Raw genomic sequence first — 16,096 nt, forward strand, 5'->3', positions numbered from 1 at the left:
TTTTGTTACTATTTTAACTTTTTATTTAATTTTTGTTTGCTATGTCAGAAATAAGTATATCTTTGACAATTATTAATAATTATTATTACAACAATGCGCACAGGTACAGTTAAATTTTTCAATGAATCAAAAGGTTACGGATTCATTACAGATGATGAAAATGGAAAAGACATTTTCGTTCACGCAACAGGTATTAGAGCTGAGTCACTAAACGAAGGTGATAAAGTTTCTTACGAAGAAGAAGAAGGAAGAAAAGGTAAAGTTGCAGCTCAAGTAGCTGTAATCGAAGACTAATATATATTATTTTTTGATTACCTCAATGGTCAAACGTCCCGATAGTATCGGGACGTTTTTTTATATGTCATGTTTTTATTTAGAATTAGTTTAAATAATTGGTTTTTAAGATATAAATAACAAACGTTTGCCCTTTCACTTTTGAGATTTAAATATTGCAACGTATATTTGTGGCTATTTTTATTACGTCTAAATATTAGTACTATGCAATCCAATCAATTAGATTATTTACCAATCGTTATGCAGGCAGGTTTGGCTGTTGGGTTTGTTGTCTTAACTATTATTGGCTCTAGTTTTTTAGGTCCAAAAAGACATTCCAAAAACAAAGATAAAAACTTCGAATGCGGAATCGAATCTGTTGGTAATGCACGTATTCCTTTCTCAGTTAAATATTTCTTAGTGGCTATCCTTTTCGTCCTTTTTGACGTAGAGGTAATATTTTTATATCCTTGGGCTGTGAACTTCAAGGAATTAGGTGTAGACGGAATGATTAAAATGGTTATTTTTATGTCGTTGCTTTTAATTGGTTTCTTCTACATTATCAAGAAGAAAGCACTTGAATGGGAATAAATACTACTGCTATGGAAAAAACAAAAATGGTTGATGCACCAGAAGGTGTTACAGGTGAAGGTTTCTTCGCTACTAAATTAAACGATGTTGTTGGATTAGCGCGTGCTAATTCTCTTTGGCCTTTACCTTTTGCAACTTCATGTTGTGGAATTGAGTTTATGGCAACTATGGCATCGCATTACGATTTGGCTCGTTTCGGATCTGAGCGTGTGAGTTTTTCTCCTCGTCAAGCGGATATGCTAATGGTAATGGGAACAATCTCTAAAAAAATGGCGCCAATTTTACGTCAAGTTTACGAACAAATGTCTGAACCTCGTTGGGTGATTTCTGTTGGAGCTTGTGCTTGTTCAGGTGGTGTTTTCGATACGTATTCAGTTTTACAAGGAATTGATAAAGTAATTCCAGTTGACGTTTACGTTCCGGGTTGTCCTCCAAGACCAGAACAAATTGTAGATGGCGTTATGCAATTACAAGAATTAGTAAAGAACGAATCGGTTCGCCGAAGAAATTCTCCAGAATATAAAGAATTATTAGCTTCTTATAACCTATAATATGGCTTTAGAAACAGCTTACATACAAGAAAAACTATCTCAAAAATTTGGAAATCATGTTCTAAATTTTGAAATGCAACGAGATGTTTTTTCATTCGAAGCTACTTCAGAAACAATACATGAAGTAATTCAATTCCTAAAAGAAAATCAAGACTTAAATTTCCATTTCCTAACCGATTTATGTGGTGTTCACTTTCCAGATAATGATGACGATCATCAGTTTGAAGTAGTGTACCATTTACATAATTGGGTTGAAAATGTTAGAATTAGAGTACGAACTTTCTTATCAAACGAAAATCCAGAAGTAGATTCAATCACAGACTTATTTCTTTGCGCCAACTGGATGGAAAGAGAGACCTATGATTTCTACGGAATTACATTTAAAAGTCATCCACAATTAAAAAGAATTTTAAACATGGATGAAATGGTGTCGTTTCCAATGCGAAAAGAATTCCCAATGGAAGACAGCGGAAGAACCGACAAAGACGATAGATTCTTTGGAAGAACAGTTGCCAATACAAACAAATAAAATAAATAATTCAACATTATAAAATGTCAGAACTATTATTATCACCAGAGCATCGATATGCTAAAATTGTAGAGCAGAAACGCAACGAAGACGGTAGCGAACTTTCGGTATTGAACTTAGGCCCAACGCATCCTGCAACTCACGGAATTTTTCAAAACATCCTATTAATGGATGGTGAAAAAATCCTTGATGCCGAACCAACTATTGGCTACATTCACCGTGCATTCGAAAAAATTGCAGAAAACCGACCATTTTATCAAGTAAACGTATTAACAGACAGAATGAACTATTGTTCTTCTCCTATTAATAACATGGCTTGGTGGATGACAGTCGAAAAATTATTAGAAATTGAAGTTCCAAAACGTGCTCAATATTTAAGAGTTATTGTAATGGAATTGGCTCGTATAACAGACCACTTAATCTGTAATTCGATTCTAGGAGTTGACACTGGAGCTTATACTGGTTTCCTTTATGTATTCCAATTTAGAGAAAAAGTATACGAAATCTACGAAGAAATTTGTGGTGCTCGTTTAACAACAAATATGGGTAGAATTGGCGGTTTCGAAAGAGATTGGTCAGAAGAAGCCTTCAAAAAATTAGATGTTTTCTTAACTGATTTTCCAGTTGCTTGGAAAGAATTTGAAAACCTATTCGAAAGAAATAGAATTTTCATTGACAGAACTGTTAATGTTGGACCAATTACTGCCGAAAGCGCTATGCAATACGGTTTAACTGGACCAAATTTACGTGCTGCCGGAATTGATTATGACGTTAGAAAAGCACAACCTTATTCTTCATATGAAGATTTTGAATTTGATGTTCCTGTAGGAAAATCAGGTGATACTTACGATAGATTTTGTGTTAGAAATGCCGAAGTTTGGGAAAGTTTAAGCATCATCAAACAAGCATTAGCAAAATTACCAGAAGGTCCAATTCATGCTGATGTTCCCGATTATTATTTGCCTCCAAAAGAAGATGTTTACCACAATATGGAAAGCTTAATTTATCACTTTAAAATTGTGATGGGTGAAGTTCCAGTTCCAGTAGCAGAAATCTATCATCCTGTAGAAGGAGGAAACGGAGAATTAGGATTTTATTTAGTAACCGACGGAAGCAGAACGCCCTATCGATTACACTTTAGAAGACCTTGCTTCATTTACTATCAAGCTTACACTGAAATGATTAAAGGCGGAATGTTATCAGATGCTATCGTAATATTATCAAGTTTAAATGTAATTGCAGGCGAATTAGACGCATAAGAAGAAAGATTGCAGAATGCAGATTTTAGATTGCAGATTCAAATATCTAAAATCTAAAATTTAATATCTAAAATTAGAAATGGAAAGATCACATATAAAACAAGAGATAAACATAACCGAATCGTTGATGAACCGCATCAATGAATTGATTAGTCATTATCCTGAAGGCAAACAAAAATCGGCTTTATTACCAGTTTTGCACGAAGTTCAAGATGCTCACGACAATTGGTTGAGTATTGAATTGCAAAATAAAGTAGCCGAAATTCTTCAAATTCAAAATATTGAAGTGTACGAAGTTGTAACTTTTTACACGATGTTCAACCAACGTCCAATTGGAAAATTCATGTTTGAATTCTGTCAAACTTCTCCTTGTTGCCAAAACGGAGTAGAAGATTTAATGGATTACACATGTTCTAAATTGGGAGTAAAAGTTGGCGAACCTACAGCAGATATGATGTTTGAAGTTCGCGGCGTTGAATGTCTTGGCGCTTGTGGATATGCTCCAATGATGCAATTGGGCGATTTCTACCAAGAACATTTGACTAAAGAAAAAATCGATCAGTTAGTGTCTGATTGCAAAGACGGAAAAATCACTTTACACGATAAATAGTATCATGGGAAGAAAAATATTATTAGACAAAATCAACGTTCCGGGAATTAAAACTTATGAAGTATATCGTCGTGAAGGCGGATATGCATCCGTAGAAAAAGCCTTGAAAAAAATGACACCTGATGAAGTTGTTGAAGAAGTAAAAACTTCGGGACTTCGTGGTCGTGGTGGTGCAGGATTTCCAGCTGGAATGAAATGGAGTTTTATCGATAAAAAATCGGGAAATCCAAGACATTTAGTTTGTAATGCTGACGAATCAGAACCAGGAACTTTCAAAGACCGTTACCTAATGGAGTACATTCCTCACCTTTTAATAGAAGGAATGATTACATCAAGTTATGCGCTTGGAGCAAACCTTTCGTACATCTACATTCGTGGAGAATACATGTGGGTTTACAAAATTTTAGAAAGAGCCATCGCCGAAGCAAAAGCTGCTGGTTGGTTGGGTAAAAATATATTAGGTTCGGGCTACGATTTAGAACTTTTTGTTCAAATTGGTGGCGGAGCTTACATCTGCGGAGAAGAAACTGCATTGATTGAATCACTAGAAGGAAAACGTGGAAATCCAAGATTGAAACCACCATTTCCTGCTGTAAAAGGTCTTTGGCAAAATCCAACCGTAGTAAATAACGTAGAAACAATTGCTGCTGTGCCTTGGATTATCAATAATTCTGGTGCTGATTATGCAGGAATCGGAATTGGTCGTTCTACAGGAACAAAATTAATTTCTGCATCAGGAAATATCAAAAATCAAGGTGTTTTCGAAATTGAATTAGGAGTTTCTGTTTACGAATTCATGAATTCTGATGAATATTGTGGCGGAATGCAAACCGACAGACCATTAAAAGCATTAGTTCCTGGAGGAAGTTCAGTGCCAATTTTACCAGCCAATTTAATTTACAAAACAGCTGCTGGTGAAGACAGATTGATGACTTACGAAAGTTTATCAGACGGTGGATTCGCAACTGGTTCTATGTTAGGTTCAGGCGGATTTATTGTTTATGATGACAGAGCTTGTATCGTTAGAAATACTTGGAATTTTTCAAGATTTTACCATCATGAATCTTGCGGACAATGTACGCCATGCCGTGAAGGAACAGGTTGGTTAGAAAAAGTGTTACACCGAATTGAAAACGGTCACGGACGCGAAGAGGATATCGAATTATTATGGAGTATTCAATCTAAAATTGAAGGAAATACGATTTGTCCTTTAGGTGACGCGGCTTCATGGCCAGTTGCTGCGGCGATTCGTCATTTCAAAGATGAGTTTGAATACCACATTCGTTTCCCAGAAAAAGTAAAAAATAGAGATCACTTTGTTGCCGAACCATTTGAAAAAGTGAGACACTTAGTAGCAAAACAAGAAGTTTAATAAGAACATAAATACTCCGTAGGAGTTATATATTGGTATGAAAGTAACCATAGACGGTCAAGAAATAGAAGTAGAAGCTGGAACAACCATCCTGCAAGCTGCTCGTATGATTGGTGGAGAATCAGTTCCGCCAGCCATGTGTTATTATTCTAAACTAAAAGGAACAGGCGGAAAATGCCGTTGCTGTTTAGTTGACGTTACAAAAGGTAGCGAAGCCGATCCAAGACCAATGCCAAAATTAGTAGCATCTTGTGTTACTGGTTGTCAAGACGGAATGGAAGTAGCAAGCAAATCTTCAGAAAGAGTAACCGAAGCTAGAAAAGCAGTAACCGAATTCCTTTTGATAAATCATCCATTAGATTGTCCGGTTTGTGATCAAGCTGGAGAATGTGATTTACAAAATTTATCATTCGAACACGGAAAATCGGAAACGCGTTTCATAGAAGAAAAAAGAACGTTCGAACCAGAAGATATTGGTGACAAAATTCAACTTCACATGAACCGTTGCATCGTTTGCCAACGTTGTGTAGAAGTTGCCGATCAATTAACAGACGGAAGAGTTCACGGAGTTTTAAATCGTGGTGATCATTCACAAATTTCAACTTGTGTTTCTGCAGCGATTGATAATGAATTTTCTGGAAACATGATTGATGTTTGTCCGGTTGGAGCGTTAACAGATAAAACTTTCAGATTCAAATCGAGAGTTTGGTTTAACAAGCCATTCAATGCACACAGAGAATGTACAACTCCAGGATGTTGCGGAAAAACAACTGTTTGGATGTTTGGAGACGAAATTCAAAGAGTAACTGCAAGAAAAGACGAATATCATGAAGTTGAAGATTTTATCTGCAACACATGTCGATTTGACAAAAAAGAAGTTTCGGATTGGGTAATTGAAGGTCCAAGAAGATTCGAAAAAGATTCAGTAATCAATCAAAACAATTATACACGTAAAATGGATAAAGTTGTGATTGAAACTGAAAAAGGTATTTTGATGGGAAGAGATATCGATCGTAAAAAAATCAGTATGTCTGAAATTGATTACAACGAAAAAATTGACGGTAATTTAATAGATTCAAAGAAAAATGGATAGTGCCTTTATCATAGAAAAAAGCATTTTTATTGTAGTTATTTTTGCAATAACAATGGTCATGGCAATGTATTCTACTTGGGCAGAACGTAAAGTTGCAGCTTATCTTCAAGATAGAGTTGGACCAAATCGAGCTGGTTGGGGTGGTTTATTGCAACCTCTTGCTGATGGTATGAAATTATTCGCCAAAGAAGAATTTGAACCAAACACCAAAAATAGATTTCTGTTTTTTGTTGGACCAGCAATTGCAATGAGTACGGCATTAATGACTAGTGCTGTAATTCCTTGGGGTGACAAATTAGAAATTTTCGGGCGAACTGTTATCTTACAAGCAACAGATACTGATAGCGCATTATTATACATTTTTGCTGTGGTTTCTCTTGGAGTTTACGGAATTATGATTGGTGGATGGGCATCAAATAATAAGTTCTCATTAATGGGAGCAGTTCGTGCGGCATCTCAAATGGTTTCGTATGAAGTTGCCATGGGATTGTCAATAATTGCTTTATTGATGATGACAGGAACATTAAGCTTAAAAGAAATTTCGGTACAACAAGCAGGAATGGATTGGAATGTATTCTATCAACCTGTTGGATTTTTTATCTTCTTAATTTGTGCTTTCGCAGAAACAAACAGAACGCCATTCGATTTAGCAGAATGTGAATCGGAATTAATTGGTGGTTACCATACCGAATATTCTTCCATGAAAATGGGATTCTATTTATTTGCAGAATATGCTAATATGTTTATCTCAGCAACCATAATCTCAGTTTTATATTTTGGCGGTTACAACTATCCAGGTATGAGTTGGGCTATAGAAAATTGGGGTGTTAATATTGGAAACGTTATTGGTATTTTTGCCTTGTTCGCAAAATTATGTTTCTTCATCTTCTTCTTTATGTGGATCAGATGGACAATACCAAGATTTAGATACGATCAATTGATGAATTTAGGTTGGAAAATTTTAATTCCGCTTTCTATTGTCAATATTATTATAACAGGAATTTGCATTTTAGCTTTCAAATAAGAAACGAAATTATGTCAGCATCGATACAAAGTATATCATTATCAGGCAAGAAAAAACAAGTTTCTAATAAAGAAATGACTTTTTTAGAACGATTGTACATCATTGCCATTTTTAAAGGTTTATGGATTACCATCAAACACTTTTTCAAGAAAAAAGCAACCATTCATTATCCAGAACAAGTACGTCCTTTTAGTCCAGTTTATCGTGGTCAACACATGTTGAAGCGCGACGAACAAGGAAGAGAAAATTGTACTGCTTGTGGATTGTGCGCACTTTCTTGCCCAGCAGAAGCAATCACAATGAAAGCTGAAGAGCGTAAAAAAGGAGAAGAGCATTTGTATAGAGAGGAAAAATATGCTTCTATTTATGAAATCAATATGTTGCGTTGTATTTTCTGCGGATTGTGTGAAGAAGCATGTCCAAAAGATGCAATATATTTAACAATTTCAAAAGAATTAGTTCCTGCACAATACAACCGTGAAGATTTTATTTTCGGAAAAGATAAATTAGTAATGCCACTAGAAATGGCTATGGCAAATGCTAAAAAATTAAATTAATTATGTCTGCAATACTTATCATATTTTACGTTTTAGCGGCAATTACATTGTCTACAGCATTCTTGACAATTTATAGTAAAAACCCTATTCACAGTGCCATTTATTTGGTGATTTGTTTCTTTTCAATTGCAGGTCATTATTTACTTTTTAACGCTCAGTTTTTGGCGATAGTTCACGTTATTGTTTACTCTGGAGCCATAATGATTTTGTTCTTATTTACCATCATGTTGATGAATTTAAATAAGGAAGATGAAGTTCACAAACCCAGAATTACACGTCTTGGAGCGATTGTAGTTTTTTGTATTTTGAGTGTTGTTTTAATTGCAATTTTCATCAATTCAAAAACTATCGTTGGTGATTATGAAACATCAGGTGAAGATTTTCAATCAATTAAAAAATTAGGTAAAATTTTACTTAACGAATATATGGTTCCGTTCGAGTTTGCATCGGTACTTTTATTAGTTGCCATGATTGGAACTGTTTTATTGTCTAAAAAAGAAAAAACAAATAAATAATGAATAATATTTTAGATATAATTGGTATAGAAAATTACATTTTCCTTTCGGTACTTCTTTTTAGTATTGGAGTTTTCGGAGTATTGTACAGAAGAAATGCCATCATCGTTTTCATGTCTATTGAAATCATGCTAAATGCTGTAAACTTATTGTTTGTAGCTTTTTCAACCTATCATCAAGATGCCGAAGGACAAGTATTTGTATTTTTCTCAATGGCTGTTGCTGCTGCAGAAGTTGCTGTAGGTTTGGCAATCTTAGTATCTATTTTTAGAAACTTAGGATCGATTGATATCGCTAATTTAAAAAACTTAAAAGGATAATCCCTAATGGAGAATAGTTTAGTTTTACTCTTATTATTAACCCCATTTGTAGGGTTCTTATTTAATATTTTCTTCGGAAAAAAAATAAGCAGAAATGTCTCTGGAACCATCGGAACAATCGCTGTGGTTGTTTCTTTTGCGGTGAGCATATTCTTTTTTATGCAATTAAACCAAACAGGAAAAGTCATTCAAGTTAAATTATTTGATTGGATTACTGTTAGCAATTTCAAATTGGATTTCGGAATTTTATTAGACCAATTGTCACTATTATGGTTATTGTTTGTAACCGGAATTGGATCTTTGATTCACTTATACTCCATCAGCTACATGCACGATGATGAGAATTTACATAAGTTTTTTGCTTATTTAAATTTGTTTATCTTTTTCATGATAACGCTTGTAGTTGGAAGCAACCTTTTAGTAATGTTTATTGGATGGGAAGGCGTTGGACTTTGCTCCTACTTACTTATCGGATTTTGGCACAAAAACCAAGATTACAATGATGCAGCTAAAAAAGCTTTCATTATGAACAGAATTGGTGATTTAGGCTTCCTTATCGGGATTTTTATCATCGCCTCTTTATTCACAACATTAGATTTTGTAGAGTTAAAAGAAATTGTTTTAGGCGGAACTAATAGCGGAAATATACTTCTTAGTGTTGCAACTTTATGTTTATTTATTGGTGCATCAGGAAAATCGGCACAATTACCACTTTACACTTGGCTACCAGACGCAATGGCTGGTCCAACTCCAGTATCGGCATTAATCCACGCAGCAACAATGGTAACTGCAGGAATTTTCATGATTACTAGATTGAATTTCTTATTCGATTTAACTCCGTACATTCAAGAAATAATTGCAGTTGTTGGAGCTTTAACCGCAATAGTTGCAGCATCAATCGGATTACTTCAGAACGATATCAAAAAAGTATTGGCTTATTCTACAGTTTCACAACTTGGTTTAATGTTTCTTGCATTAGGTCTTGGCGCTTATAATGTTGCTGTTTTTCACGTAATCACTCACGCATTCTTTAAAGCTTGTTTGTTCCTTGGATCTGGATCTGTGATTCACGCTTTACATGGAGAACAAGACATGAGAAAAATGGGCGGATTGCGAAAAGTAATGCCAATTACATTTGCTACAATGTTAATTTCAACTTTAGCGATTTCTGGTATTTTTCCTTTCGCAGGATTCTGGTCTAAAGATGAAATCTTATTGGTAGCTTTCCAAAATCATCATATTGCTTTCGCAAAAGTGCTTTGGGTTGTGGCTTCTATCGCTTCAATTATGACAGCTTTCTATATGTTCAGATTAATGTACTTAACCTTCTTTAGAGAATTTAGAGGAACAGAAGAACAAAAACATCACTTACACGAAAGTCCGAGTTTAATTACTTTTCCTCTAATTGTTCTTGCTGCTTTAGCAACAATTGGTGGAGCAATTAATTTACCTGGAAGCAATTGGTTAAATCATTTTTTAGAACCAATTTTAGTAACAAAACACGCACATCACGCACTTGGAACTCAAGAATACATGTTGATGGCTGTTGCCTTAGTTGGCGCGATTATCGGAATTGTATGGGCTTATTCTAAATACATCAAACAAGCATTTGTTCCAAAAGAAGATAGCGCAATTACTGGATTTTCTAAAACAATTTACAACAAATACTACGTTGACGAATTTTATACTTTCTTAATTGTAAAACCATTAAACGGATTATCAAATTTCTTTAGAACTACTCTAGAACCAGCACTTGGTAAAGTAGTTTACGGATTTGGATCTGTTGCCAACGGATTATCAAATCAAGGAAGAAAAATACATACTGGAAGTATCGGATTATACTTATTTGCCTTTGTAATTGGTGTATGTGCCATAATTATTTATTTATTTTTAGCTCAAAACATAGCATAATGGATGTAACTACTATATTAATTTTACTTTTAGTTGGAGCAATTGCAACCTACTTTTCTGGTGATAAACTAGCATCTAAAGTAGCACTACTTTTTAGCGTAGCTACTCTTGGAGTTTCATTGTATCTTTTAAATCAATTTTCTAATGGAGCTACTATAAGTTACCTTAGTGATTGGATGGAATATCCAAAAGTATATTTAGCATTTCAAGCAGACGGTTTATCAATGTTGATGGTTTTACTTACAACAGCATTAACGCCATTAATTATTTTTTCATCCTTTGGAAACACTTATTCTAATGCAAAAAGTTTTTATGCTTTAGTATTGTTTATGTCATTTGCAATGGTAGGAACTTTCTTGGCTGCCGATGGTTTATTATATTATATTTTCTGGGAACTAGCTTTAATTCCGATTTACTTTATTGCCTTACTTTGGGGTAATGGTGATGCCGATGAACGCAAAAAAGCAGTAGTGAAATTTTTCATCTATACTTTAGCAGGTTCGCTATTTATGCTAATTGCATTTGCTTATTTATATCAAAAAACAAACTCTTTCTTATTGGGTAATTTATTCAATTTGAAATTATCTGCAACAGAACAATTTTGGATATTCGGCGCATTTTTCTTGGCTTATGCTATTAAAATCCCACTTATTCCTTTCCATACTTGGCAAGCAAAAGTATATCAAAAAGCACCAACTGTTGGAACCATGCTTTTATCTGGTATTATGCTAAAAATGGGATTGTACAGCGTGATTCGTTGGCAAATTCAAATAGCTCCAGACGCAGCAAGAACTTTGATGCCTTACTTAATTGGACTAAGTATTGCTGGAGTAATTTATGGTTCTATTGTAGCATTACGTCAAAAAGATTTAAAGAAATTATTAGCTTATTCTTCTCTAGCTCACGTTGGATTAATCGCTGCTGGATGTTATACATTAACTCTTGACGGATTAAACGGTGCGGTTTATCAAATGATAGCTCACGGATTTGTAATCGTTGGATTATTCTTCGTTGCAGAAATTATCCACAGAAGATATGACACTAGAGAAATTAGTGAAATGGGCGGAATTAGATCGCAATCTCCAAAATTCACATCACTATTTATGATTTTGGTTTTAGCATCAGTTGCATTACCTGGAACATACAACTTTGTTGGAGAATTTACCGTTCTTTATAGCTTATCTCAAGTTAATATTTGGTTTGCCGTTTTTGGTGGAACAACCATTATTCTTGGTGCTTACTACATGTTAAAAATGTTTCAAAATGTAATGTTAGGAGAAACCAATACCAAAGTTTTCGCTGCAATTACTACAAATGAAATCATCACATTAGTAATTATAATTGCCTTCTTATTATTCTTCGGATTGTATCCAAAACCAATTACCGATTTGGTGAATCCAGCAATAAAAGATATTTTAATTCATATAAATAGATAATTTAGTACTACCAATGCAAACATTAATAGCAATATCAGCACTCGGAGTATTTTGCCTTTTAGCAGAAATATTTAACCTTAGAAAAGCACTTGTTCCTGTAACAATTGTAGGTCTATTAGCCATACTTGGTATCACACTAAATCTTTGGTCTATCGATAGTTCTATCGATGAACAATTCAAAAGCATGATTGTTTTCGACAAATTTTCAGCAGCTTTTTCATCATTATTCATAATACTTACCATCTTTTTAATCGCATTAAGTCACGACGTTTATAAAGATCATCAAACTAAAATATCTGATTTTATTACCATAAAAGTATTCCTTTTAGCTGGAGCAGTTGCCATGGTTTCGTTTTCAAATTTATCTATGTTTTTCATAGGAATTGAAATACTTTCTATTGCACTTTACATCTTAGCAGCAAGTAAAAGATTGGATTTAAAAAGTAATGAAGCCGGAATGAAATATTTCTTAATGGGTTCATTTGCATCTGGAATTATTCTATTCGGAATCTGTTTAATTTATGGAGCAACTGGTTATTTTGATGTAGCAGAAATTTATGCTTTATCTCAAGGTGCAGGTTTACCAATTTGGTTTCCAATAGGAATTACTTTGATGATTATTGGAATGTTATTTAAAATTGCTGCTGTACCATTTCACTTTTGGGCACCAGATGTTTACGAAGGTTCGCCTGCTATAACAACGGCTTTAATGAGCACACTTGCTAAAGTAGTAGCAATGGCAACATTATACAAATTACTAAGCGGATTAACCGTTGGATTAACTTATAACTTTGAAATCATTATTGTAATAGTTTCTATTGCATCGATGACTGTTGGAAATATCATGGCTTTACGTCAAAAGAATGTAAAACGTATGTTGGCGTTTTCTGGTATTTCACACGCTGGTTTTATGTTGATGGCATTATTGAGTTTGACTAACGCAGCAAGCACATTATTATATTACACATCTGCTTATGCTCTTGCCGGAATGGCTTCATTTGCAGTAATTATTTATGTTACTAAAAACAAAGACAACGAAGATATTATCAACTTCAATGGATTAGGAAAGACAAATCCGTTATTAGCTGCAGTACTTACCGCTTCGTTACTTTCTATGGCTGGAATTCCTATTTTCTCTGGGTTTTTTGCGAAATTTATGTTGTTTACTCAAACCATAAAAGCCGAATATTTAGTGGTTGTAATTGCTGGTGTAATCAACTCGATTATTAGTGTTGGCTACTATTTCAAATTGATTTTAGCAATGTACACCAAAGAAGCTACAGAAGAAAAACAAGCTACTCCATTCGTATATTATGCTGTTGGTGTAATTTCAATTGTGTTAAACATCATCATCGGATTGCATCCTTCTTTAGTTACTAATTTGATAAATTAAGAAACTATATTTTCAAAAATATTCAAACCATCAAAAGCAATTTTGGTGGTTTTTTAATATAGTTTCAATTCTTACTTATGCTAATTTCATTGATGATGAATTTATTGCAGAGTTTATAACTACAAAGAAAAGTCTCTTGTATCTAATGCCCGAAAATAAAAATTACCAACCCATAAAAGTCAAAGACGAAAATGAGTTGATAATTTGGGGTTATTGTTACCTATGTAATAAAAAATCTATACTTCTTCTACCAGAAAACCGTATATAAAGCTGCTGTTACGGCAACAATTACAAGCATTCCTACAGTGAAACTTGGCGACATTTTGAACATTGTTTTATCTACTTCAAGACCATTCGTTTGAACTCCTTTTTTAGTTTCATACATGCTTATAAAGTACATTCCGAATACACAAATTAAGAAAACAAATCCCAATCTATCAATAAACGGAATTTCATAAATACCATCTGCATTTGGGACAGCAAATCCAATCGGATTTAAGAATGATAAATCTACAAACGCTGGCATAAATTTGAAAATAATTGAAAATATAAATCCTCCAATTGTTGCAAACAACGCCGCATTGGAAGTAGTTTTTTTCCAGAAGAATCCCAAAATAAACATCGCAAAAACGCCCGGACTTACAAATCCTGTGTATTCTTGAATGTATTGAAATCCGCCTTTTTTGTCAATTCCTAAAAATGGTGCCACCATAACGGCGATAATCATTGCAGTTATAATGGTAAGTTTTCCAATTTTAACTAATTTCTTTTCGTCAGCATCAACATTTAGCTTGGTTTTGTATACGTCTAATGTAAATATTGTAGCGATACTATTTGCCTATCCAGCTAAGGAAGCAACGATTGCTGCCGTTAATGCTGCAAAGGAAAGTCCTTTTAATCCAACTGGTAATAAATTCAATAAAATAGGATAAGCTCTATCTGGATTTACACTTCCATCTTGTAACATTTCGGTTTGAAAATGTCCGTTTTGATATAAAACAAAGGCTGCAATTCCGGGTAAAACCACAATTATTGGCATTAATAATTTTAAGAAAGCGGCGAATAAAATTCCGCTACGCGCTGTTTTTAAATCGGCACCCAAAGCACGTTGTGTAATGTATTGATTGCAACCCCAATAATTCAAATTGATAATTAACATTCCTCCGATTAAAACCGAAAGTCCTGGTAAATCCATATAATTAGGATTCGATTTATCAAAAATCATGTGGAAATGATCATCTGCTTTTTCGCGCATTAAATTAAATCCATTGATAACTCCATCCGAACCAAATTCAGTAGCAACAAGATTTAAAGCTAAATACGTTGTAATCAATCCGCCTAAAATCAAGAAAAATACTTGAATAACATCGGTATAACCAATAACTTTCATTCCTCCAAGAGTTATCATTACAGCAAAAACCGCCAAGAAAATCATACAAAAAGTAATATTTAAACCAGAAATACTACTAATAGCCAAAGCTCCTAAATACAAAATCGACGTTAGATTTACCAACACGTAAAGCAATAACCAAAACACCGCCATAATCATTGCAACATTTCCGTTATACCGTTGTTTTAGGTATTGTGGCATTGTAGAAATTTTATTTTTGAGATACACTGGCATGAAGAAAACGGCAACAAGAACAAGCGTTATTGCTGACATCCATTCATAAGTTGCAATTGCCAAACCCATTTTGAATCCGCTACCGCTCATTCCAATAAATTGCTCGGCACTGATGTTACTTGCTATTAAAGATGCACCAATTGCCCACCAAGTAAGCGAACCTTCGGCAAGAAAATAATCTTTACTTGAGGTTTGCTCTTTCTTTTTTCGGTTGTAAATCCACAATCCGTAACCTACAATAATTACGAAATAGAGGAAAAAAACAATATAATCGTTGGTTGCTAAAGTCTGCATTCTAGTTGGTTTTAGTTTTGTAATGTTCGTTTGGTAATTCTCTTAAAATCTTTGCACTTTGCTCAGGCGAAATATCGCGTTGTGCTTCGCCTAGCATTTCGTAACCAACCATAAATTTCTTCACGGTTGCACTTCGCAATAATGGCGGATAAAAATGCATGTGAAAATGCCATTCAGGATGTGCCACTCTATCAGTCGGCGCTTGATGAATACCTGATGAATATGGAAAAGAAGTTTCAAATAAATTATCATATTTTACCGTAATTGCTTTTATAATGTCGGCAAAAGCTGTGGTTTCATCATTACTCATAGCGATGATATTTCCAAAATGTCTTTTACTAACAATCATAGTTTCATAAGGCCAAGTTGCCCAAAACGGAACCAAAACTACAAAATGATTGTTCTCAATTACAACGCGTTCCTGCAATTTTAATTCTTCATCTATATAGTCTTTTAATAAACTCGTTTGATTTTTATCGAAATATGAACGCAGGTTTTTTTGCGTTTTTTCTACTTGCGTTGGCAAAGATGATTGTGCCCAAATTTGTCCGTGTGGATGCGGATTGCTGCAACCCATAACACTTCCTTTATTTTCAAATATTTGAACGTAATTGATAAAATCTTGACTTCCCAATTCGATGTATTGTTCCTTCCAAGTTTTTACGACTTTTTCTATTTCTGAAACTTCCATTTCTGGTAAGGTCAAATTGTGTTTTGGCGAAAAGCAGATTACTTTATTAATGC

General features: G+C 34.2%; 16 protein-coding genes and 1 pseudogene. 15 read left to right on the forward strand and 2 right to left on the reverse strand.

The window, feature by feature from the left end; genetic code table 11:
• The first annotated feature begins 93 nt into the window (after positions 1-93).
• The 15 genes from DIU01_RS11770 to DIU01_RS11840 all read left to right on the forward strand — a co-directional run bounded on the left by DIU01_RS11770 (position 94) and on the right by DIU01_RS11840 (position 13,434).
• On the forward strand, positions 94-294 hold the full coding sequence (locus DIU01_RS11770; protein ID WP_035125048.1) for a cold-shock protein: 201 nt from the start codon (positions 94-96) through the stop codon (positions 292-294).
• Between the two features lie 204 nt (positions 295-498).
• Positions 499-864 carry an NADH-quinone oxidoreductase subunit A gene (locus tag DIU01_RS11775; RefSeq protein ID WP_035125046.1) on the forward strand — a complete coding sequence of 122 codons (366 nt, stop codon included), beginning with the start codon at positions 499-501 and terminating at the stop codon, positions 862-864.
• A gap of 11 nt (positions 865-875) precedes the next feature.
• Positions 876-1,415: an NADH-quinone oxidoreductase subunit B gene (locus tag DIU01_RS11780; protein ID WP_035125420.1), complete on the forward strand. Its 540-nt coding sequence runs from the start codon at positions 876-878 to the stop codon at positions 1,413-1,415.
• A 1-nt stretch (position 1,416) separates the two neighbouring features.
• Positions 1,417-1,944: an NADH-quinone oxidoreductase subunit C gene (locus DIU01_RS11785; RefSeq protein WP_290834689.1), complete on the forward strand. Its 528-nt coding sequence runs from the start codon at positions 1,417-1,419 to the stop codon at positions 1,942-1,944.
• Between the two features lie 23 nt (positions 1,945-1,967).
• On the forward strand, positions 1,968-3,203 hold the full coding sequence (gene nuoD, locus DIU01_RS11790) for an NADH dehydrogenase (quinone) subunit D (RefSeq protein ID WP_290834691.1): 1,236 nt from the start codon (positions 1,968-1,970) through the stop codon (positions 3,201-3,203).
• 79 nt (positions 3,204-3,282) lie between these two features.
• On the forward strand, positions 3,283-3,813 hold the full coding sequence (locus DIU01_RS11795) for an NAD(P)H-dependent oxidoreductase subunit E (protein WP_290834693.1): 531 nt from the start codon (positions 3,283-3,285) through the stop codon (positions 3,811-3,813).
• 4 nt (positions 3,814-3,817) lie between these two features.
• The gene (gene nuoF, locus DIU01_RS11800; protein ID WP_290834695.1) at positions 3,818-5,185 is read left to right on the forward strand and encodes an NADH-quinone oxidoreductase subunit NuoF; all 1,368 of its coding nucleotides are present in this window, start codon (positions 3,818-3,820) and stop codon (positions 5,183-5,185) included.
• Between the two features lie 37 nt (positions 5,186-5,222).
• The gene (locus DIU01_RS11805; protein ID WP_290834697.1) at positions 5,223-6,278 is read left to right on the forward strand and encodes a 2Fe-2S iron-sulfur cluster-binding protein; all 1,056 of its coding nucleotides are present in this window, start codon (positions 5,223-5,225) and stop codon (positions 6,276-6,278) included.
• Positions 6,271-7,302: an NADH-quinone oxidoreductase subunit NuoH gene (gene nuoH / locus DIU01_RS11810; RefSeq protein WP_290834699.1), complete on the forward strand. Its 1,032-nt coding sequence runs from the start codon at positions 6,271-6,273 to the stop codon at positions 7,300-7,302. Before DIU01_RS11805 ends, nuoH begins: the two co-directional genes overlap by 8 nt.
• Positions 7,303-7,313: 11 nt before the next feature.
• A complete protein-coding gene (locus DIU01_RS11815) occupies positions 7,314-7,859 on the forward strand; it encodes an NADH-quinone oxidoreductase subunit I (RefSeq protein ID WP_290834701.1) in 546 nt (181 codons plus the stop codon).
• 2 nt (positions 7,860-7,861) lie between these two features.
• Positions 7,862-8,374, forward strand: a complete 513-nt coding sequence (locus DIU01_RS11820; RefSeq protein ID WP_290834703.1) for an NADH-quinone oxidoreductase subunit J — start codon at positions 7,862-7,864, stop codon at positions 8,372-8,374.
• On the forward strand, positions 8,374-8,694 hold the full coding sequence (nuoK, locus tag DIU01_RS11825) for an NADH-quinone oxidoreductase subunit NuoK (RefSeq protein ID WP_290834705.1): 321 nt from the start codon (positions 8,374-8,376) through the stop codon (positions 8,692-8,694). The genes DIU01_RS11820 and nuoK overlap by 1 nt, the downstream gene beginning before the upstream one ends.
• A 6-nt stretch (positions 8,695-8,700) precedes the next feature.
• Positions 8,701-10,605 carry an NADH-quinone oxidoreductase subunit L gene (gene nuoL / locus DIU01_RS11830; protein WP_290834707.1) on the forward strand — a complete coding sequence of 635 codons (1,905 nt, stop codon included), beginning with the start codon at positions 8,701-8,703 and terminating at the stop codon, positions 10,603-10,605.
• Entirely contained in the window at positions 10,605-12,041 is a 1,437-nt protein-coding gene (locus DIU01_RS11835; RefSeq protein WP_290834709.1) for a NuoM family protein, read from the forward strand. Before nuoL ends, DIU01_RS11835 begins: the two co-directional genes overlap by 1 nt.
• Before the next feature lie 13 nt (positions 12,042-12,054).
• Positions 12,055-13,434 carry an NADH-quinone oxidoreductase subunit N gene (locus tag DIU01_RS11840; RefSeq protein ID WP_290834711.1) on the forward strand — a complete coding sequence of 460 codons (1,380 nt, stop codon included), beginning with the start codon at positions 12,055-12,057 and terminating at the stop codon, positions 13,432-13,434.
• Positions 13,435-13,681: 247 nt separating this feature from the next.
• On the opposite strand, the pseudogene DIU01_RS11845 reads toward DIU01_RS11840, so the two are convergent.
• Together DIU01_RS11845 and galT are read right to left on the reverse strand one after the other, a co-directional pair.
• Positions 13,682-15,352, reverse strand: a pseudogene (locus tag DIU01_RS11845) (sodium/sugar symporter).
• 1 nt (position 15,353) lies between these two features.
• A partial coding sequence (gene galT, locus DIU01_RS11850; RefSeq protein WP_290834713.1) for a galactose-1-phosphate uridylyltransferase occupies positions 15,354-16,096 on the reverse strand: 743 nt, incomplete at its 5' end.

It is taken from the genome of Flavobacterium sp., assembly GCF_003525665.1.
In the GTDB taxonomy this organism is placed as follows: domain Bacteria; phylum Bacteroidota; class Bacteroidia; order Flavobacteriales; family Flavobacteriaceae; genus Flavobacterium.

Coding starts and splice junctions, on each gene's coding strand:
- DIU01_RS11770 (WP_035125048.1), top strand. CDS start 94: ATGCGCACAGGTACAGTTAAATTTTTCAATGAATCAAAAGGTTACGGA.
- DIU01_RS11775 (WP_035125046.1), top strand. CDS start 499: ATGCAATCCAATCAATTAGATTATTTACCAATCGTTATGCAGGCAGGT.
- DIU01_RS11780 (WP_035125420.1), top strand. CDS start 876: ATGGAAAAAACAAAAATGGTTGATGCACCAGAAGGTGTTACAGGTGAA.
- DIU01_RS11785 (WP_290834689.1), top strand. CDS start 1,417: ATGGCTTTAGAAACAGCTTACATACAAGAAAAACTATCTCAAAAATTT.
- nuoD (WP_290834691.1), top strand. CDS start 1,968: ATGTCAGAACTATTATTATCACCAGAGCATCGATATGCTAAAATTGTA.
- DIU01_RS11795 (WP_290834693.1), top strand. CDS start 3,283: ATGGAAAGATCACATATAAAACAAGAGATAAACATAACCGAATCGTTG.
- nuoF (WP_290834695.1), top strand. CDS start 3,818: ATGGGAAGAAAAATATTATTAGACAAAATCAACGTTCCGGGAATTAAA.
- DIU01_RS11805 (WP_290834697.1), top strand. CDS start 5,223: ATGAAAGTAACCATAGACGGTCAAGAAATAGAAGTAGAAGCTGGAACA.
- nuoH (WP_290834699.1), top strand. CDS start 6,271: ATGGATAGTGCCTTTATCATAGAAAAAAGCATTTTTATTGTAGTTATT.
- DIU01_RS11815 (WP_290834701.1), top strand. CDS start 7,314: ATGTCAGCATCGATACAAAGTATATCATTATCAGGCAAGAAAAAACAA.
- DIU01_RS11820 (WP_290834703.1), top strand. CDS start 7,862: ATGTCTGCAATACTTATCATATTTTACGTTTTAGCGGCAATTACATTG.
- nuoK (WP_290834705.1), top strand. CDS start 8,374: ATGAATAATATTTTAGATATAATTGGTATAGAAAATTACATTTTCCTT.
- nuoL (WP_290834707.1), top strand. CDS start 8,701: ATGGAGAATAGTTTAGTTTTACTCTTATTATTAACCCCATTTGTAGGG.
- DIU01_RS11835 (WP_290834709.1), top strand. CDS start 10,605: ATGGATGTAACTACTATATTAATTTTACTTTTAGTTGGAGCAATTGCA.
- DIU01_RS11840 (WP_290834711.1), top strand. CDS start 12,055: ATGCAAACATTAATAGCAATATCAGCACTCGGAGTATTTTGCCTTTTA.